The 19,352-nt window shown below is 73.5% G+C and carries 9 protein-coding genes; all 9 read right to left on the bottom strand.

What is annotated here, in order from left to right; all coding sequences use genetic code 11:
• Genes ACLJPY_RS04420 through ACLJPY_RS04380 form a run of 9 tightly spaced genes read right to left on the bottom strand, consistent with a single transcriptional unit; the run spans position 1 to position 18,891 of the window.
• A complete protein-coding gene (locus tag ACLJPY_RS04420) occupies positions 1–3,258 on the bottom strand; it encodes a non-ribosomal peptide synthetase (protein WP_410586711.1) in 3,258 nt (1,085 codons plus the stop codon).
• The gene (gene sbnB / locus ACLJPY_RS04415; RefSeq protein WP_410586710.1) at positions 3,255–4,265 is read right to left on the bottom strand and encodes a 2,3-diaminopropionate biosynthesis protein SbnB; all 1,011 of its coding nucleotides are present in this window, start codon (positions 4,263–4,265) and stop codon (positions 3,255–3,257) included. The genes ACLJPY_RS04420 and sbnB overlap by 4 nt, the downstream gene beginning before the upstream one ends.
• A gap of 12 nt (positions 4,266–4,277) precedes the next feature.
• The gene (gene sbnA, locus ACLJPY_RS04410) at positions 4,278–5,252 is read right to left on the bottom strand and encodes a 2,3-diaminopropionate biosynthesis protein SbnA (RefSeq protein ID WP_410586709.1); all 975 of its coding nucleotides are present in this window, start codon (positions 5,250–5,252) and stop codon (positions 4,278–4,280) included.
• Positions 5,249–5,584, bottom strand: coding sequence for a hypothetical protein (locus tag ACLJPY_RS04405; RefSeq protein ID WP_410586708.1), 336 nt, complete (start codon positions 5,582–5,584; stop codon positions 5,249–5,251). The genes sbnA and ACLJPY_RS04405 overlap by 4 nt, the downstream gene beginning before the upstream one ends.
• Positions 5,577–5,885 carry a hypothetical protein gene (locus ACLJPY_RS04400; RefSeq protein WP_410586707.1) on the bottom strand — a complete coding sequence of 103 codons (309 nt, stop codon included), beginning with the start codon at positions 5,883–5,885 and terminating at the stop codon, positions 5,577–5,579. The genes ACLJPY_RS04405 and ACLJPY_RS04400 overlap by 8 nt, the downstream gene beginning before the upstream one ends.
• The gene (locus ACLJPY_RS04395) at positions 5,882–6,109 is read right to left on the bottom strand and encodes an MbtH family protein (protein ID WP_410586706.1); all 228 of its coding nucleotides are present in this window, start codon (positions 6,107–6,109) and stop codon (positions 5,882–5,884) included. The genes ACLJPY_RS04400 and ACLJPY_RS04395 overlap by 4 nt, the downstream gene beginning before the upstream one ends.
• 19 nt (positions 6,110–6,128) lie before the next feature.
• The gene (locus ACLJPY_RS04390) at positions 6,129–6,911 is read right to left on the bottom strand and encodes a tryptophan 2,3-dioxygenase family protein (protein ID WP_410586705.1); all 783 of its coding nucleotides are present in this window, start codon (positions 6,909–6,911) and stop codon (positions 6,129–6,131) included.
• Positions 6,908–17,800, bottom strand: coding sequence for an amino acid adenylation domain-containing protein (locus ACLJPY_RS04385; protein ID WP_410586704.1), 10,893 nt, complete (start codon positions 17,798–17,800; stop codon positions 6,908–6,910). The genes ACLJPY_RS04390 and ACLJPY_RS04385 overlap by 4 nt, the downstream gene beginning before the upstream one ends.
• A complete protein-coding gene (locus ACLJPY_RS04380) occupies positions 17,797–18,891 on the bottom strand; it encodes a cytochrome P450 (protein WP_410586703.1) in 1,095 nt (364 codons plus the stop codon). Before ACLJPY_RS04380 ends, ACLJPY_RS04385 begins: the two co-directional genes overlap by 4 nt.
• Positions 18,892–19,352: the final 461 nt, after the last annotated feature.

Genomic DNA, 19,352 nt, shown 5'->3' with positions numbered 1-19,352 from the left:
CTATTCGCCGTCGTCCAGCTGCGCGAGGATCTCCTCGGGCGACAGCGCGTCGATCTGGCTGCGGAGTTCGGCCACCGCGGCGACTTGCCCCGGCTGGGGTTCGGCCGCCACGAGAGCACGCGCCATGCGGGCGGGGGTGGGCGCGTCGAACAGTGCCCGCAACGGCAAGTCCACCGCGAAGGCCGCGCGCAACCGGGCCGCGGCCTGCGTCGCAAGGAGTGAATGGCCGCCGAGGGCGAAGAAGCTGTCGTGCACGCCGACGGGCGCGACGCCGAGGACGTCCTCCCACACGCCGACGACCGCGGCCTCGACCGCGTCGGCGGGCGGCTGCACCTCGGCCGCCGCCCGGGCCCGGTCCCCCGGCGGGGGCAAGGCGGCGCGATCGAGCTTTCCGTTGGGGTTCAGCGGAAAGCGGTCGAGGAGCTGCACCGCGGCGGGCACCATGAAGGCGGGCAGCCGGTCGGCGCAGTGCGTCCGCAGCTCGGCCTCGGTCACCCGGTCGGCGGCCACCGCGTAGGCGACGAGCCGCCGGTCGCCGGGGACGTCCTCGCGGACCAGCGCGGCGGCCTCGGCCACGGCCGGGTGAGCCCGCAGCACCGCCTCGACCTCGCCGGGCTCGATCCGGAACCCGCGCAGCTTGACCTGGTGATCACGCCGGCCCAGGAAGGCCAGCTCCCCGTCGGCCCGCCGGCGGGTGAGGTCGCCCGTGCGGTACAGCCGGGCCCCCGGTGCGGCGGAGAACGGGTCGGGCACGAACCGGTCCGCCGTCAGCCCCGGCCGGCGGAAGTAGCCGCGGGCCACCCCGGCGCCGCCGAGGTACAGCTCGCCGGCGACGCCTCGTGGCACCGGCTGCAGCCACCGGTCCAGCACGTACGCGCGGGTTCCGGCGATCGGCGTTCCGACCGGCGGCGGCAGCTCGGCGCCGTCAGGCACCGTCGCCGCGGTCGAGTAGGTGGTGGCTTCGCTGGGGCCGTAGAGGTTGTGCACCGCCTCGACGGTCGCCTGCCGGCGTGCGGCGTCGGCCAGCGATCCCGGCAGCGGCTCGCCGGCGAGGCAGACCGTGCGTACCCCGGGTGGCAGTGCCCCGTCGCGCAGCACCTCCGCGAGCACCGAGGGCACCGTGTTCACCAGCGTGACGTCCGGGAGCTCCGTGTCCAGCACGGCCAGCGCGCTGTCGACGAGCACGACGCGCGCGCCCAGGCTCAGCGGCAGGAAGATCTCGAACACCGACAGGTCGAAGCACACGGACGTGGCGGCCAGCACGCCGTCGTTCCCGCCGAGCGGGAACGCGGAACAGGCCCAGCCCAGCAACGCCGCCACGTTGGCGTGGGTGATCTGCACGCCCTTCGGCGTGCCGGTCGATCCGGAGGTGTACAGGACGTATGCCGTCTGCTCGTCCGCCACCGCACTGTCCGGAGCGTGCGCCGGCTGCGCGGAGGTGGCCGCGGCGTCACCGTCGACGGTGACCAGGTGCCGGCCGCCACCGGGCAGCCGATCCGCCAGCGGCCGGCTGGTGATGACGATCCCGGCGCCGCTGTCGGCGAGCATCGCGGTGAGCCGGCCGGCCGGGTACGCCGGATCCAGCGGCAGGTACCCGCCGCCGGCCTTGAGCACGGCGAGCAGTGCGACCACCAGGTCCGGCGTGCGGTCCAGGCAGACCCCCACCAGGGTCTCGGCGCGGACGCCGAGGCCACGCAGCTGCCAGGCCAGCCGGTTGGAGCGCGAGTCCAGCTCCCGGTAGGTCACCTCGGTCGCGCCGCACCGCACGGCGATCGCGTCCGGAGTGCGGGCCACCTGCGCGCGGAACAGTTCGTGGGCCCGTGTCCGGCCGGCCGCCGGGCCGCCGTCGGCCCAGCGCGTCGCGTCCTCCAGCTCGGCCGCGCTCAGCATCGGCAACGTGCTCACCGGCGCGGCGGGATCCGCGACGGCCGCGGCCAGCAGCGAACGCAGGTGCCCGGTGAGGCGTTCGACGGTGGCGCGGTCGAACAACGCGGCGTCGTACTCGGCCACGACGTCCAACCCGGCCTCCCCGGGCGCGCCGACCTCGGTGACGAACAGGCTGAGGTCGAACTTCGCGGTGCCGCCGCGATGCTCGCGGCGGAAGGGCACCGACCGCAGCCCCGGCCAGTCCGCGTCCGCGGCCGGCGTGTTCTGCAGCGCGAGAAACACTTGCACCACCGGGTTGTGCCGCAGGCTCCGCTCGGGTTGCAACGCTTCGACCAGCTGCTCGAAGGGCAGGTCCTGGTGGCTGTAGGCGTCCAGGCAGTCCTCGCGCACCCGGTCGAGCAGGGCGCCGAAACCCGGGTCGTCGGCCACGTCCGTGCGCAGCGCCAGGGTGTTGACCAGCAGGCCGATCATGCCGTCCAGCTCCGGACGGCCCCGCCCGGCGACCGGAGTGCCGACGACCACGTCCGGCGAGCCGCTGTGCCGGGCCAGCACCACGCTGAAACCGGCCAGCAGCACCATGAACAGCGTGGCGCCGTGCTGGTGACCGAGCCGCGCGAGCCCGTCACGCAACTCCGCCGGCCACCGCACGGCGACCTGCGCGGAACGCGATGCCTGCACCACCGGGCGCGGGTGGTCCAGCGGGAGGTCGAGCAGCGCGGGTGCGCCCGCCAGCCGGTCGCGCCAGTAGCCCAGTTCGCGCTCCAGACCGGGCCCGGAGAGCTGCTCTCGCTGCCACAGCGCGTAATCCGCGTACTGGATCGGCAGCTCCGGCAGGTCTGGCGGGTTGCCGGACAGGGCGGCGCGGTAGCAGACGCCGAGTTCGCGGGCGAAGTTGCCGAGCGACCACCCGTCGGTGATCGCGTGGTGCATGGTCGTCAGCAGAACGTGGTCCGCGGGCTCGAGGCGGAGCAGGCGCACCCGCAGCAGCGGACCGGTCGCCAGGTCGAACGGCGCGGCGGCCTCGACGGCGGCGAGCCGCGCCGCGACATCGGGCCGGTCCGCCGCGGGCAGCCCGGACAGGTCGACCACCGGGAGGGCGGTGTCGACGGCCGGGGCGACCAGCTGGCTCGGCGTTCCGGTCCGGTCGACGTCGGCCAGCGTGGTGCGCAGGGTCTCGTGCCGCTCCACCACCGTGCGCAGGGCTCGGCGCAGGGCCGCGGCACTGAGCTCGCCGTCCAGCCGCACGGCCATCGGGATCGTGTACGCCGCGCTGCCCGGCTCGAGCTGGTCGAGGAACCAAAGACGTTGCTGGGCGTAGGAAGCGGGCAGGACGAAGACGTCCTGCTCCAGGCCGGGGTCGATGCCGGTCACCGGCCCACCTCCGCGTAGAAGTCCGCCACCGGCAGGGCCGTGCCCGCCGCGCGCACCCGCTCGGCGAGCCACGAGCCGACCGCGAGGTCCAGCACACCCAGCCCGAACGGCGAGAACACCGCCGCCCGCCCGGGATCGCGGGACACCGTGCCGGTCAAGACGTCCGCGAGGGTGCCGGCGACGAAGCCGCGGTGCCCCACCCGCTGCTCGGCCAGGTGCAGCGAGGTGCGCTCGCGCATCACGTGGTCGATGTCGTCGGTGAAGTTCTGTGCGCCCAGCACCAGGTCCTCGCCCAGGTCACGCAGCGAGAGGTGCAGCACGACCGGCCGGTGCGCCAGCAGCGCGGGATCGTGCAGGTGCGGCGTACCCGCGACCGTCGCGAGCACGACGACGTCGCAGTCTTCGAACGCACCCGAGACGTCGTCCGCGACCACGACGTCGGCACCGGTCAGCCGGCCCGCGAACCGGTGCGCGGCGGCCGGATCGGTGTCGAACAACCGGTAGCCGCCCACTTCCCAGGACAGGTCGGCGAAGAACCGGCGCACGTGGTCGGCGATCAGGCCGGTGCCGACGAAACCGATCCGGCGTGCGGTCCGCCCGCCGGTCAGCGCCTCGGCCGCGAGAACCGCCGAGCCGGCCGTCCGGGTGGCCGAGATCAGCGACGATTCCATGCAGGCGTAGGCGAACCCGGTGGCGGGGTCGTTCAGCAGCAGCACCGCCGACGCGCGCGGCAGGCCGTGGCCGGTGTTGCCCGGGACGCTGGCGATCCACTTGATCCCGGCGACGTCGAACTCCCCGCCGAGGTACCCGGGCAGCGCGATGATCCGGTCCCGCTCGCGGGCCGGGAACCGCAGGAAACTGCTGTGCGGCAACGCGGAGTCCCCCGCGGCGTGGGTGAGGTAGGCGCGGCGGACCACGTCGGCGCACTCCGGGCGCGCGGCTTCCAGGTGCTTGCGCGCGTCGCTGCCGGTGATCACGATGAGCTCGGGCGGCGCCAGCTCGGGCATGGGGAATCCCTTTCAGATGCTCAGCAACGGTTCGGACCTGCGCTCGCCGAGCCAGCCCGGGCGGTAGACGGTGTCCGCGTAGGCGGTACCCCGGTCCGCGCACAGCATGGCGACCACGGGAGCGCGCCCGCGGTGCCCGGCGAAGTACCGCTCTATCGCCGCGTAGACGCTGCCGGTCGAACCGCCCGCGTAGATGCCGTGCCTGCGCACCAGGTCGTGGCAGGCGGCCACGGTCTCGGTCTCGGTCACGATCACGACGTCGTCGATCTCGGCCCGGTCCACCATCGGCGGCCGGATCGCCGAGCCCAGCCCCGGGATGTGCCGGGTGCGCGGCGGGCTGCCGAAGATCGCCGATCCCTCGGCGTCGACCGCGACCACCTTGGCCCCGGGCCGCAGCCGTTTGACGCAGCGCGAAACACCCGCGATCGTCGCGCCGGTGCCGACCCCGACGAACACGTAGTCGATCCGCTCCAGCGCCGCGCACAGCTCGGCGCCGGTCATCAGGTCGTGCGCGTCCGCGGCGTCGGTGTTCTCGTACTGGTTGGGCCAGTACCCGTTGGGCAGGCTCGCCCGCAGCCGGCGCACCGCGGCCAGCCTGCTGAGCAGGAAGCCGCCGCTTTCGTCGCGTTCGGTCACCTTTTCCACCCGCTCGCAGGCCGCGCGCAGGAACCGTTCGGTGGCCGGGTTCGTGTTCGGGTCGATCACCGGCACGAAGGACAGGCCGGCCGCCCGGCAGAACGACGCCAGCGAGGTCGCGAAGTTCCCCGACGAGGACTCCACGACCAGGCTGCCCGACGTCAGCTCGCCCCGTTCGGCCGCGCGCCGCAGGATCAGGTACGCCGAGCGGTCCTTCACGCTGCCGGTCGGGTTCTGGAACTCGAGCTTCGCGTGCAGCCGCAGCCGGTCGTGTGCCAGCCGCGTCACCGGAGTGCGCGTGAAGCCGGTGCCGATCCCGTCCAGCCGCACGAGCAGCCCGTGGTCGATCACGCGTCCGAGCCGGCCATCGCCACCAGCCGGCCGGTGCCGCTCAGCGTGGCCAGGTTGAGGTCGGCGACGCAGCGGACCGGTTCGTCGTTGAGCACCAGGGTGCCCTCCAGGTGCACCGTGCCGGTGGCCTCCGTGAAGTCCGCGCCGTCCACCACGCAGCTGTCGCGGTCCAGCCGCACGCCGAGGTCCGTGCCGCCGGACGTCCCGGTGAACTTCACGAACACGAGGCCCAGCTCCTGGACCCGGCGGTGCAGTTCGGCCAGTGTCGCCACCGGCCCGCCGACGGCCACCGGGTGCGTGCCCTCCGCAAGCCGCCGCACCAGCTCATCCATGGCGTTGTCCTCCTTCGTGTTCGGGGTCGGCCGGATCGGCCACCAGGTCGGCGGGCACCGCGAAGCCCAGCTCGGCGGTGCAGAACTCGCGCCACCCCGCGGCATCGCCGCCGAAGAGCAGCGGCTGCCCGGTCACCGGGTCGGCGCGCACCGCGAAGTCGTCGCCGAGGTAGCCGAGGTCGTCGTCACCGAGCCCGGCCTGCGCGGGCCCGGCCGCCTCGGCCCACCCGGGGAACCGGCGGAACTCGGACAGCGGGTAGGCCTTGCAGTACCCGATCGGCGCCGGCGTCGCCGTGCTCACTTCGCCGTCGCCGCGGCGTCGGCGGCCATCTGCTTGCGCAGGCTCAGCGGGCGCATGTCGGTCCACACCTCGTCCACGTGGGCCAAGCACTCCTTCTTGGTGCCCGACATGCCTTCGTTCGTCCAGCCCGCGGGGTTCTCCCGGTCCGCCGGCCAGATGGAGTACTGCTCCTCGTGGTTGACCACCACGTTGTAGATGGTGGTTTCGTCGTCGTCTTCGAACACAGCTCCTCCTTCGGTGCGCTCAGCAGCGCGGTGCTTTTTCGGTGGACAAGGTCAGCTGCCGGCGCAGGTCCCACAGGAACGGGAAGACCCGCTGGGCGGCCCGGCCTTCGAGGTAGCCGGACGATCCACCCCCGGTGCCGCGCACCAGCCGGCCGATGACCCGCTCGACCAGGCACAGGTGCTCGTGCCGCCAGCGCAGCCACATCCGGTCGTGGTCCAGCAGCTCCTCGCCGAGCAGCACCAGCGCGGCATGCCGGTCCGGCTCGGCGTACACCGCCTCCCAGTCGTCGGCGCCCGCGGCGCTCGGCACCCCGACGGCCACTTCGGCGAGGCTCGGCACCGCGAGCGCGGCGGTCACGTCGGCAGGCAGCACGCCGCTGCCTGCCGACGCCAGTTCGTCGAGGTAGCCGGGCTCGCGCAGGCCGACCAGCACCTCGAGCACCCGGAACTGGACGGACTGGAAGCCGCTCGCCGTGCCGAGCGCGTGCCGGAACTGGAGGAACGCGCTCGGTTCCAGCGTGTTCAGCGTCGTCATCTGCGCGATCTGGGCGGTGAAGATCTCGTTGACCCGCCGCATCCGGGTGACCGCGCGCGCCCACTGCCGGTCGGCGAGGCAGGGCAGGACCCGGCGAAGCTCGTGGATCATCACCTTGAACCACAGCTCCATCGCCTGGTGGGTCACGATGAAGTGCAGCTCGTCCGGGTGTTCGGGTTCGCTCACCAGGCGCTGCAGCCGCAGGAGGGTGTCCAGCTCGAGGTAGCTCCCGTAGGTCAGTCCGGCGGTGTCGGACACGTCGGTCATCCCGCATCTCCCCCTTTGGACGGCGCTGCCGGGGTGGTCGCGCGTGGTGTTCGGAGTTCGGACTTCCGGCGGCGGTAGCCGTCGCGGCCCACCGCGCGGATGGCGTGCGCGCTCGCGACGGGGCCGTCCGCGGACCGGCGGTCGAGCTCGGCGGCCAGCCCGGCGACGGTCGGCAGCTCGAACAGCGCCCGCAACGGCAGGTCGGCCCGGAACTCGGCGCGAAGCCGGGCGTGCACGCGGGTCGCCAGCAGCGAATGGCCTCCCAGCGCGAAGAAGTCGTCGTCCGCGCCGACCTCGGGTACGCCGAGCACGACCTGCCACACCTTCGCGACCCGCTCCTCGGACGGCGTCGCCGGAGCCCGGTACGGGACCCCGCCGAGCTCGTCGCCGTCCGATGGCCGCAACGCCTTCCGGTCGATCTTCCCGTTGGGCGACAACGGCAGCTCCGCGAGCCGCACGAACGAAGCGGGCACCACGTACGCGGGCAGCGTGCGGCCGCAGTGCGCGCGCAGCGCCGCATCGTCCACTTCGGCGTCCGCGACGACGTACCCGACCAGGCGCGCCGAGTCGCCGGTTCCGTGCACGACGGTGACCGCGGCCCGCACGTCCGGGTGCGCCACGAGCACCGCGTCCACCTCCCCCGGCTCGATGCGCAGCCCGCGGATCTTGACCTGGTGGTCGAGCCGGCCGAGGAACTCGAGCACGCCGCCGGCGCGCAGGCGGACCTGGTCGCCGGTGCGGTAGAGACGCGCACCCGGCGCTCCGGCCGGGTCGGGCACGAAGCGTTCCGCGGTCAGGCCCGGCAGGCCGTGGTAACCACGACCGACCTGAATGCCGCCGATGCACAGTTCGCCGGCCACCCCGGCGGGCACCGGCCGCAGGAGGTGGTCCAGCACGTGGATCCGGGTGTTGGCCACCGGTTCACCCAACGGCACCTCCGCCGGATCCGGCGGGCACCGCCAGTGCGTCACGTCGACCGCGGCTTCGGTCGGCCCGTAGAGGTTGTGCAGCGGCACGCCCGGCAGTCTCGCCGCGACCGCACGGACGACGTCCGCGGCCAGTGCCTCGCCGCTGGCGATCAGCCTGCGCAGGGAACTCGCGCGGGCGGACTCCGGAGCGTCGACGAAGGCAGAGAGCATGGCCGGGACGAAATGCGCGGTGGTGACGGCCTGCTCGTCGGCGAGCTCCGCGAGATAGCGCGGGTCGCGGTGACCGCCCGGGTCGGCGAGGACCAGGCGCGCGCCGGTGAGCAGCGGCCAGAAGAACTCCCACACCGAGACGTCGAAGGTGACCGGCGTCTTCTGCAGCACCCGGTCGGCGCCGTCCAGGCGGTAGGTGTCCTGCATCCACCGCAACCGGTTGACGATCGCGCGGTGGGTGTTCATCGCCGCCTTGGGCCGTCCGGTCGAGCCGGAGGTGTAGATGACGTAGGCGAGGTTGTCCGGCGCCACTTCGGGCAGCGGCCCGCGTTCCGCGGCGGCGCCGTCGCTCGGGTGCACCACCTCGATGTCCGACGGGGGCGGCCGGTCGGTGACCAGCACCGCGACATCGCCGTCCGCCAGCAAGGACGCAAGCCGTCCGGCCGGGTGCTCCGGATCGAGCGGCAGGTAGGCGGCACCGGCGATCAGGACGCCGAGCAGCGCGACGACCAGCTCCGGCGACCGGTCCAGGCAGACGCCGACCCGGTCCTCCGGGCCGGTTCCGCAGGCGCGCAACCGGTGGGCCAGCCGCTCTGCCTTGGCCCACAAGGCCCGGTAGGTCAGCTCTCGCCCGGCCGAAGCCACCGCCACCGAGTCGGGCGTCAGCCGCGCTTGCGCGCGCACCAGCGCGGCCAGGCCGGCTTCGGGCAGTTCGGCCCGGGGGCCGGTGAGCGTGGCCTGCGCCGCGAGTTCCGGTGCGGGCAGCAGCGGCAGATCCGGCACACGCCGGTCCGGGTCCCCGGCCATCGCGCCGAGCACGCTCTCGTACGAGCGCACCAGCCGGACGATCGTCTCTTCGTCGAACAGGTCGGTGGCGTACTCGACGTTGGCGTGCAGCCCTTCGGCGGATTCGCGCACCGAAAGCGTGAGGTCGAAGCGCGCGGTGTCGCCGGCCGGCTCATCGTGCAGCGCGCTGATTTCCAGCCCCGGCCACGGCGCGCCGCCCGCCGGCGCGTTCTGCAGCACGAACAGCACCTGCACCAACGGGCTGTGGCTCGGGGAGCGCTCCGGCTGCACCGCGTCGACCAGCAACTCGAACGGCACGTCCTGGTGGGTGTAGGCGTCCACGGTCGTGTCGCGCACCCGGGCGAGCAGTTCGCGACCGGTCGGCGCGCCGCTCAGGTCGGCCCGCAGGACCAGCGTGTTGGCGAAGAACCCGATCAGCGGCTCCAGTTCGGGCCGGGACCGGTTGGCGATCGGGGTGCCGACCAGCAGGTCCCGCTGACCGCTGTAGCCCGACAGCACGGCCGCGAAGGCGGCGAACAGGACCATGAAGACGGTCGCGCCTTCCTCGCCGGCCAGTTCCCGCGCGGCGGCCGCCACCTTCGCGGGCAGGTCGACGGCGAGGTTCGCACCCCGGTGGGTCTGCACCGCCGGCCGTGGCCGGTCGGCGGGAAGCGCCAGCAGGCCCGGCGCGCCGGCCAGCTTCTCCCGCCAGTGGGCGAGCTCGCGCTCCAGCCGGTCGCCGCTGAGCAGATCACGTTGCCACACCGCGAAGTCCGCATACTGCACCGGAAGGTCGGCCAGCACCGCGGGCCGTTCTTCGACGGCCGCGGTGTAGGTCTCGGTCAGCTCCGCGACGAGCACGCCCGACGACCAGCCGTCGCTGACTATGTGGTGCAGGTTCAGCAGCAGGACGTGGTCGTCTCCGGCCAGGCGCACCAACGCCGCCCGCAGCAGCGGGCCCGTTTCGAGATCGAACGGCGTACGCGCGTCCTGCTCCGCCAGCGAACGAGCGCGCACGACCGCCGCTGCCCGGTCGAGCCCGCTCAAGTCGACCATCGGCAGCCGGACGTCCGGCGTCGCGGCGATCACCTGGTACGGCGCTCCGTCGTCGCAGGCGATGGTGGTGCGCAACGACTCGTGGCGGCGCACGACGGTCCGCAGGCCGTCCGCCAGCGCGGCGACGTTCAGCTCGCCGGTGAGGCGCACGGCCATCGGCAGGTTGTACGCCGAGCTGCCGGGTGCCCAGCGGTCGAGGAACCAAAGACGTTGCTGTGCGAAGGAAAGGGGGATGTTCCCGGTGCGCGGCGCCGGGGCCGGCGCCGGCGCGCCGTCGTCGGCCGCCCCCGCTCGTTCGACGAACCGGGCGAAGTCGGCCAGTGCCGGGTGGTCGAACAGCGCGCGCAGCGGGAGTTCTGCGTGCACCAAGGCGGACAGGCGGGCGATGACGCGCATCGCCGAGAGCGAATGTCCGCCCAGCGCGAAGAAGACCGACTGCCGGCCCACCGGCGTCCCGCCGAGGACGCTCGACCAGACGGTCGCGACCAGTTCTTCCATGCCCGGCCGTGGCCGGTCCGTTTCGGCCGCCGTCGCGAATCCGGTCACCGCCGGGAGCGCCCGCCGGTCCAGCTTGCCGTTGGGCGTCAGCGGCAGCTCGTCCAGCCGGACGAACGCCGACGGCACCATGTGTCCGGGCAGCCGTTCGGCGCAGTGCGCCCGCAGGTCCGCGTCACCGGATCCCGTCACCACGTACCCGACGAGCTGCTGGTTGCCGGGCACGTCCTCGCGGAGCAGGACGACGGCGTCGCGGACGGCCGGGTGCCGGTGCAGGACCGCCTCGATCTCGCCGAGCTCGATCCGGAACCCGCGTAGCTTCACCTGGTGGTCGATGCGGCCGAGGAACTCCAGCGTGCCGTCGGCCGCGGCGCGCACGAGATCGCCGGTGCGGTAAAGCCGCGCGCCGGGCGGTCCGAACGGATCCGGGACGAAGGCCGACGCGGTGCGGCCGGGACGGCCGGCGTAACCGCGGCCGACCCCGCTGCCGCCCACGCACAGCTCGCCGGGCGCGCCGACGGGAGCCGGCCGCTGCCGGTCGTCCAGCACGTACAGCCGGGTGTTGGGCAACGGCGTGCCGATCGGCACCCCCGAGGCGTCCGCCGCGGGCGGGGCCGCGATCACGTGGTGCGTGACGTCGTCGGAGCACTCTGTCGGGCCGTACGCGTTGAGCAGCGGGATCCGCGGATACCGGGTGAGCCACGTCCGGCAGAGGTCGGCGGGCAGCGCCTCGCCCGTGAGCAGCAGCCACCGCAGGGCGGGCAGGTCCGGCCCGGTCGGCGACGCCTCGATCGCGCGGAGCATCGAGGGCACGACTTCCAGGATCGTCACGTGCCGGCGCGCGGTCTCCGCGATCAGCCGCACCGGGTCGTGGGCCACCCGGTCCGCGAACACCCGGACGGTGCCGCCGGCGAGCACGGCCGAGAAGAACTGCCACACCGAGATGTCGAAGGACGGCGATGCGGTGGCGGCCACCGTGTCGTCAGGCGAAAGGCCGAGGGCGCGGACCTTGGCGAGCAGGTGGTTCACCATCCCGCGCTGCTCGACCATCGCGCCCTTGGGCACGCCGGTCGAGCCGGAAGTGTAGATGACGTAGGCGAGGTGGCCGGGCCCGGTCCGCGGGTCCGGCGGCTCGGCCGGATGGGCCGCGATGACGGCGTCGTCGCTGTCGACGCAGACGATGTGGGCGTCGGTCGGCGGAAGGACGGCGCGGGTCGCACTCGTCGTGACGACGACCGCCGCACGGGCGTCGGTGAGCATGAAGGCGATACGCTCGGCCGAAAGCGCGCTGTCCACCGGGAGATAGGCACCGCCTGCCTGCCACACCGCGAGAATCGCGATGATCAGGTCGATCGAGCGGTCGAGGCAGAGCGCGACCTTCGTCTCCGGCCCGACGCCGAGTCCGCGCAGGTGGTGCGCGAGGCGGGCGGCGGCCGCGGCCAGCTCGGCGTAGGTCAGCTCGCGGTCGTCGTCCACCACCGCGAGCGCGTCCGGGGTTCGCGTCACCTGCGCCTGGAACAGCTGGGGGAACGTCCGGTCCAGCGGGAACGGCACGGCGGTGTCGTTCCACTCGGCGAGCACCTGCCGGACCTCGTCCTCGGCCAGCACCGGCAGGTCCGCGACCACGCGCCGCGGATCGTCCGCCAGCGCACCCAGCACGGTCCGGACCTGCTCGAGCAGCCGGTGCGCCGTCTGCGCGCAGAAGCGGTCGCCGTCGTAGAGCAGCTGAAGCCGGACCTGCTCACCGGGTGCCGCGATCAGCGTCAGCGGATAGCCGGTCTGCTCGAGCCCGCGGAGCCGGTCCACCGCCGGCATCCCGGCCGGTCGCGCCGCCGTGGCTTCGGGCAGCTGCTCGACCAGGTAGTTCTCGAACACCAGCACCGATTCGAACAGCGGCTGGTCCCGGGACACCGCGCTGCAGCCGTGGATCTCCACCAGCGGGGTGAACTCGAACTGGCGGGCATCGGCGAGGGCGCACTGCACGTCGCGCAGCCAGTCCAGCGCCGGCCGGTCCGGCTCGACCACCAGCCGCACCGGCTGGGTGTTGATGAACTGGCCGACCATGCCTTCGACGCCGGGCAGGTCCGCGGGCCGGCCGGCCACCACGGTGCCGAACACCACCCCGGTCTCCATGCTGTGCCGGTGCAGCACCAGCGCCCACGCGGCGTGGACCAGGGTGCCGAGCGTGACCTGGTTGCGCCGGCCGCACTCCTGCACGGCGGCGGTCTGGCCGGCCGTCAGGTGCACGATCTCGGTGGCCGCCCCGGTGCCCGGCACGGGTTCGCCCGGTTCGGCAGGCAACGGTGTCGGCGCCGTGAAGTCGCCGAACTCCTTGCGCCAGAAGGCTTCCGCCTGCGCCGGATCCCGATCGGCGAGCCAGCCGAGGTAGTCGCGGTAGGGCCGGGCCGGTGCCGGGGTGAACTCGACGCCGGTCAGCGCGGCCCGCTGGAACGCGAGCACCTCCTGGAACACGCGGGCCAGCGACCAGCCGTCCAGCAGGAGGTGGTGGTGGGTCCAGATCAGCTCACGGGTGTCCTCGCCGGTGCGGACCAGCGTCAGCCGCATCAGCGGCGCGCTCTCGGTCCGGAACCGCTCGGCCCGGTCCGCGCGCAGCAGTTCGGTCAGCGCGTCGCGCTGCGCGGCCGCGGTCCGGTCGCGCCAGTCCAGCTCCCGCCACGGCAGCTCCACCTTGCGGTGCACCGCCTGCAGCGGAGTGTCGCCGTCGCGCCAGTGGAAGGACGTGCGCAGCACCGGGTGCCGCGCGACCACCGCCGCCCACGCCGAGCGCAGCGACGGCACGTCGAGGTCGCCGGTGAGCCGGCACGTCACCTGCTCGACGTTCACGCCGCCCTCCGGCGCGTACAGGAGGTGGAACAACATCCCCTGCTGCGTGGGCGACAACGGGTAGAGGTCTTCCAGACCGCCTGGCAGAGCGGCGAATCGGTCGACGGCGTCCTGGCCGGCCGCCGCGAGCGGGAAGTCCTCCGGAGTCGCCAGTGCGGCGTCTTCCGCGGCCGCGGCGAACTCGGTGACGCGGTCGAGGAAGCGGGACGCCAGCCGGGCCACCGTCACCTCGCGGTGCCTGCCGGGGCTGTAGGTCCAGCGGACCTGGAGCTTGCCGTTCGCCACGGCGGCGCTCACTTCCAGCGCGTACCGGCGCGGGGCGGCGTCGTCCTGCGGCTTCCCGGCCGGCTCGCCGGACAGCCGCCAGCCGGAGCCGTTCTCGGGTGTGTCGTCGAATTGGCCGAGGTAGTTGAACAGGACCTCGCGGTCGGCCGCCCCGAAGCGGACTCCGCGGCCGTACACCAGCAGCTGGTACCCGATGCCGCCGTCCGGGACCGACCGCAGCCGGGCCTTCGCGTGCCGCAGGGCCGGAACCGCGTCTCCCGCGGCCAGCTCGAGCGGGTGGAGGCTGGTGAACCACCCGACGGTGCCGGTGAGGTCGACGCCGGTCCACCGCGGTTCGCGGCCGTGCCCCTCGGTGTCCACCACCACGCGGTCGTGGCCGGACCACTCCCCCAGCGTCCGGCCGAGGGCGGCGAGCATGACCTCCACCGGGCGCACCCGGGCCGGGCCCGCGTGCAGGAGGTCCCGGGTCCGCCGCCGGCTCAGGGACCGGGTGACGGTGGCGGTGCCGCCGGCCGTCAGCGGTCCGGTGCCGGGGAAATCGACGGGCAGCCGGGCGCTCGCCGAGCGGACCATCTCCCGCCAGTACGGGATCTCGGCAGCGGCTTCGTCCGACTCGGCGTACTCGGCCAGCCGGGTCGCCCAGGCGGCGAACGAGGTGCCGGACGTGCTCGCCGGCACCGGCCCGCCGTGGGCGAGTGCGGCACAAGCCGCGGCCAGGTCGGCCAGCAGGATGCGCCACGAGACGCCGTCGACGCCGAGGTGGTGGACGACCAGCAGCAGCCGCTCGCCGTCGTCGCCCAGGCGGACGTGCACCGCGCGCAGGAGCAGGCCGCCGTCCAGGTCCATCGAAGCCTGCGCCCGGGTGGCGATCTCCTCGAACGATCCGGCCGGATCGGCGCTCGCGGAGAGGTCGACGCAGCGCAGCAACTCGGGGTGATCCGCGGGCTCGGCGATCCGCTGCTGCCATCGGCCGTCGGGGCGCTGCTCGAACCGGAGCCGCAGCGCGGGATGCTTCGCCGTCAGGTGCGCGAGCGCGGCCCGGAGGACGGCCGGGTCCGCGGGCTGGTCGAGCCGGACCACGAAGGCCTGGTTGAAGTGGTGCGGCGCGGGCCGTTCCGCGGCGAAGAACCACGACTGGACGGGCGTCAGCGGGAACGGGCCCACCGGGTCGGGCTCGACCGGAGCCGCGGGCTCCGTGCCGGCGGCGCCGGCTGCCGCCGCCAGTTCGGCCACCGTCTCGTGTTCGAACAGCTGCCGCGGGTTGATCCGCAGGCCGGCCTGCATCGCCCGGGCCGCGATCCGCATGCTCAGGATCGAATCGCCGCCGAGGGCGAAGAAGTTGTCGTGCACGCCGACCGCGTCGACGCCGAGGATGTCCTGCCAGATTTCGGCGAGGACGCGTTCGGCGGCGGTGCCGGGCTCGGCGTACTCTGCCCCCGACCGGGCGCGGTCCGTGGACGGCGCCGGCAGCGCGGCGATGTCGATCTTGCCGTGCGCGGTCAACGGGAACGCGTCGACGACCACGTAGTGCGCGGGGTGCAGGTAGCTGGGCAGCGAAGCGGCCAGGTGTTCGCGGACGTCGGGGACGTCGCCGGTGGTGACCAGGTACGCGACCAGCCGGTGGTCCCGCAGCAGCACGTGGGCGGCGGTCACCCGCGGGTGCGTGCGCAGCGCGGCTTCGACCTCGCCGGGCTCGACGCGGTGGCCGCGCACCTGCACCTGGCCGTCGCTGCGCCCGAGGTAGACGAACGTGCCGTCGGGCAGCGCCCGGGCCCGGTCGCCGGTGCGGTACACGCGGGTGCCCGGCCCGCCGTGCGGGTCCGGCACGAACCGCTGGGCGGTGAGCCCCGGCCGGCCGAGGTAGCCGCGGGCGGGTCCGGCGCCGCCGACGTAGAGCTCGCCCGCCATGCCCGGCGGCACCGGCCGCAGGTCGGCGTCGAGCAGGTAGACGCGCAGATCCGCGATCGGCCTGCCGATCACCGAACCGGCACCGGGCCGCAGGTCGGCGTCCGTCACCCGGTGGTGGGTCACGTGCACGGTGGTTTCGGTGATGCCGTACATGTTCACCAGCCGCGGCCGGCGCAGCCCGGTACGGCTCGCCCAGCCGGCGAGCTGGTCGGCGGGCAGTGCCTCGCCGCCGAAGACCACCGTGCGCAAGGCGGGCAGCTCGTCGGCGACGGCGGCAAGCGGAAGGAACGCCGACGGCGTCTGGTTCAGCACAGTGACCGCCTGCTCGGCGAGCAGTTCCGCGAACTCCTCCGGCGACCGCCGCGTCATGTCGCCGACCAGCACGAGGCGGCCGCCGTGGGCCAGCGCGCCCCACAGCTCCCACACCGAGAAGTCGAACGCGATCGAGTGGAACAGGCTCCAGGTGTCGCGGGTGTCGAAACCGGACCACCGCCGGGTGGCGTCGAACAACCGGGCCGCGTTGCCGTGCGGCACGAGCACGCCCTTGGGTCGGCCGGTGGAACCCGACGTGTAGATCACGTACGCGAGCTGGGCCGGGTCGACCCGCGCGTCCACCGGCTCGGCCTCGCGTTCGTCCAGGACGACGACCGCGGGGCCGGCGGGCACCCGCGCGACCAGGTCCGCGGTGGTCACGACGATCGGCGTCCGGCTGTCGGCCACCAGGTACCCGATCCGCTCGGCCGGGTAGGCCGGGTCCAGCGGCAGGTACGCCCCGCCGGCCAGGTGGCAGGCCAGCACCGCGACCACCTGCCGGGGTCCGCGCTCCGACAGCACGCCGACCAGCGTCTCCGGCCCGACGCCCGCCGCCCGCAGCCGACCGGCGAGGCCGGCGGCGCGCCGCAGCACGGCACCGTAGGTCAGCTGCTCCTGCCCCCACACCACGGCGACGGCGTCCGGCCGCGTCCGTGCCTGCGCCAGAAAGCGGGTCACCAGTGGCGCCGGGGCGGCGGCCGGCTCGGCGGCGTCGGGGTTCCACCGCCGCAGCAGTTCCTGCTCGTCCGCCGCGGACAGCAGGCGCAACCGGTGGACCGGTTGCGCCGGATCGGCGGCCATGGCCGCGAGCAGCCGCGTCAGCCGGCCGAGCAGCCCGGCGGCGGCCGGCTCGTCGTAGCGGTCCGTGGCATAGAGCAGGCGAAGGCTCAGCCGGTCGCCCGGGGCCGCGACGAGGGTCAACGCCACCTCGGTCCGCTCGGCCACCCGGACGTCGCGCACGACCGTGTCCGGCTCGCCGCGCACGGAGCCGTCGCCTGCCGGATAGTTCTCGAAGACCACCAGGCTGTCGAACAACGCGACCCCACCGGGGACGTCGCTCACCGCCCGGATCGACGCCAGCGGGGTGTGTTCGTACTGCCGCAGCCCGGCGACCGTGCGCTGCAGCTCCTGCAGCCACTCGCCGACCGGTTGTCCGGCCGACCAGCGCACGCGCACCGGAACCGTGTTGATGAACAGCCCGACCATGTCCTCGGCGCCGGTCAGCTCCGGCGGGCGCCCGGCCACCGTCACGCCGAACACGACGTCGTCGGTGCCGCTGTGCTTGCCCAGCAACGCGCCCCAGGCGGCCTGCACGACGGTGCTCGTCGTGAGCCCGTGCGCACGGCACATCCGCCGCAGGGCCGCCGTAGCTTCCTCGTCCAGCTCGACGGCCACGCCGGCCGAACCGGCCGCACCGGGTTCCGCTGTCCCGAACGGCAGCGTCGTCGGCGTCGTGAACCCGCTCAGCGCCGCTCGCCAGGTCTGCCCGGCGGCCTCGTCGTCGCGGGTCTGCAACCACGCGACGTAGTCCCGGAACGGCCGCACGGCCGGCAGCTCGACATCGGTGCCCGGCGCAGCCGTGTAGTACGCCATCACCTCGCGCAGCAAGGTCGCGCGGGACCAGCCGTCGAAGATCAGGTGGTGGTTGCTGCAGACGATCTCCCAGGCGTCCTCGGCGAGCCGGATCAACGTGATGCGCAGCAGCGGAGCCCGCGCCGGATCGAACCCGCGGACATGGTCCGCGCGCAGGAACGCCGCCAGCCGCCGCTCGCGCTCGGCGTCGCTCGCACCGCGCCAGTCCTCGACCACGACGTCCAGCCGCACCTCACGGTGCACCACCTGGACCGGCTGGGCCAGCTTCTGCCACAGGAACGAAGTCCGCAGCGCCGGGTGCCGGTCGACGACGCGCTGCCAGGCGCGGGCGAAGGCGCCCGGGTCGAACCGGCCCTCGACCCGGAACGCGACCTGCTCCACGTACATCCCGCCGCGGTCGTCGGCGACGGTGTGGAACAGCAGGCCCTGCTGCAGCGGGGAAAGCGGGTAGATGTCCGCGACGTCTCTCACGGCACCAGGTCCAGCTCGTGGACGGCGGCGGTCGGGACGACCGCGACCGGCAGCCGGCTCGGACCGCTCAGGAAGTTGGACCGGACCCGGGTGACCGGCCCGGACGGCTCGATGTCGGCGGCGAACTCCGCGAGCGCGGCCAGCAGGGCCGCCATCTCCACCCGCGCCAGGTACGAGCCGAGGCAGAAGTGCGGGCCGAAGCCGAACGTGACGTGCTTGTTGGGCCGACGGCCCAGATCGAAGACACCGGGCTGGTCGAAGACCCGCTCGTCCCGGTTCGCCGAGCAGTTCCACACGGTCACGATGTCGCCCGCGGCGATCGTGCGGTCGTGCAGCACCACGTCTTCGAGGGCGACCCGGCCGAAGTGCATCGCCGGTGTCGCCCAGCGGAGGACCTCTTCGACGGCGGTCTCCATCGCGACCTCGCCGTCGCGCAGGGCGCGCCACTGGTCCTTGTGCTCGCTCAGCGCGTGCACCGCGGTGCACATGGACAGGCGCGCGGTTTCGTCGCCGCCGATGACCAGGCTGTAGCAGTTGAAGATGATCTCGTGCACGGTCAGCGCGCGATCGCCGATGCTGCCCGTGGCCAGCGCGCTGATCACGTCGTCCTCGGGGTGCGCCCGGCGCTGCTCGGCCAGTTCGGCGAAGTACATCAGGATCTCGTTGCGCGCCGCCCACGCGTCGCTGAAGGTTTCGCCGTCGTCGTCGGAACTCAGCGCCGACTTGTTCAGCCGCAGCAGCTGCGGCCGGTCGGCCTCGGGCACCCCGAGCAGGTCGCAGATGGTCGTCATCGGGATCCGGTCGGCCACTTCGCCCGCGAAATCGAATTCACCGCGCCGCACCGCGGCCTGCACGGCCCGGCGGGTGGACTGGCGCACCCGCTCGGCGACCCGCTGGAGGACCCGCGGTGAGAACGCCTTGAGCAGCACCGCGCGCAGTTCCCGCTGACGCGGCCCGTCGGTCACCGCGATCATTTTCCCGGCCGCCGTGTCGCCACCGCGCAGCAAAGTGGTGAGGAGGTTGCCGCGTTCCGACGTGAATCGCGCGTTGTCCTTATAGACCGCCTGCACGTCGACATGCCGCGATATCACCCAGAATTCTGGTCCGTGCACGGTTTCGGAATGCCGGTAAACCGGTTCGTTGTCACGCAGACAACGCCACAGCCCGGACAGCTCGAGATCGGCGTGGGTAGCCGGGTCGGCCAGATCGAACGCCTCCGGGTTTTCGACCGGAACAGCCGTTTCGGCACTCAAGAAGTCGCCCCCCCGTCTTCCGCCGTCGGACCGGCGAGCCCGACAGTAGAGGCTCGACCGGAACACGTGCAAGACCCTTCCGGGCAATGCGCTCGACGCACCGGTTCAATCGCAATGATCGTAATTGGACTCAATGCTTCGCTACCTTTCGCAGCGCATTGTTTCCGCCGTGGAACCCGGTTGGCGGGGTACCGTTGCCGTGCTAGCGTGCGAGAGTCCGCAAGGGCGAATTGATCAGCAGCCACGCCATTCTGGGGGCGTTTCAGCGTGTTATCCAGCAAGTCACGAACGACGGCCAT

Origin of the sequence: Amycolatopsis sp. lyj-23, from assembly GCF_046549135.1 — a bacterium.
In the GTDB taxonomy this organism is placed as follows: Bacteria; Actinomycetota; Actinomycetes; order Mycobacteriales; family Pseudonocardiaceae; genus Amycolatopsis.
This window is presented reverse-complemented; position numbering and strand designations above follow the sequence as displayed.

What these genes read in the sequence shown, in the direction of transcription:
- sbnB (WP_410586710.1), bottom strand. Translation starts at nt 4,265, where the DNA reads ATGCCCGAGCTGGCGCCGCCCGAGCTCATCGTGATCACCGGCAGCGAC.
- ACLJPY_RS04405 (WP_410586708.1), bottom strand. Translation starts at nt 5,584, where the DNA reads ATGGATGAGCTGGTGCGGCGGCTTGCGGAGGGCACGCACCCGGTGGCC.
- ACLJPY_RS04390 (WP_410586705.1), bottom strand. Translation starts at nt 6,911, where the DNA reads ATGACCGACGTGTCCGACACCGCCGGACTGACCTACGGGAGCTACCTC.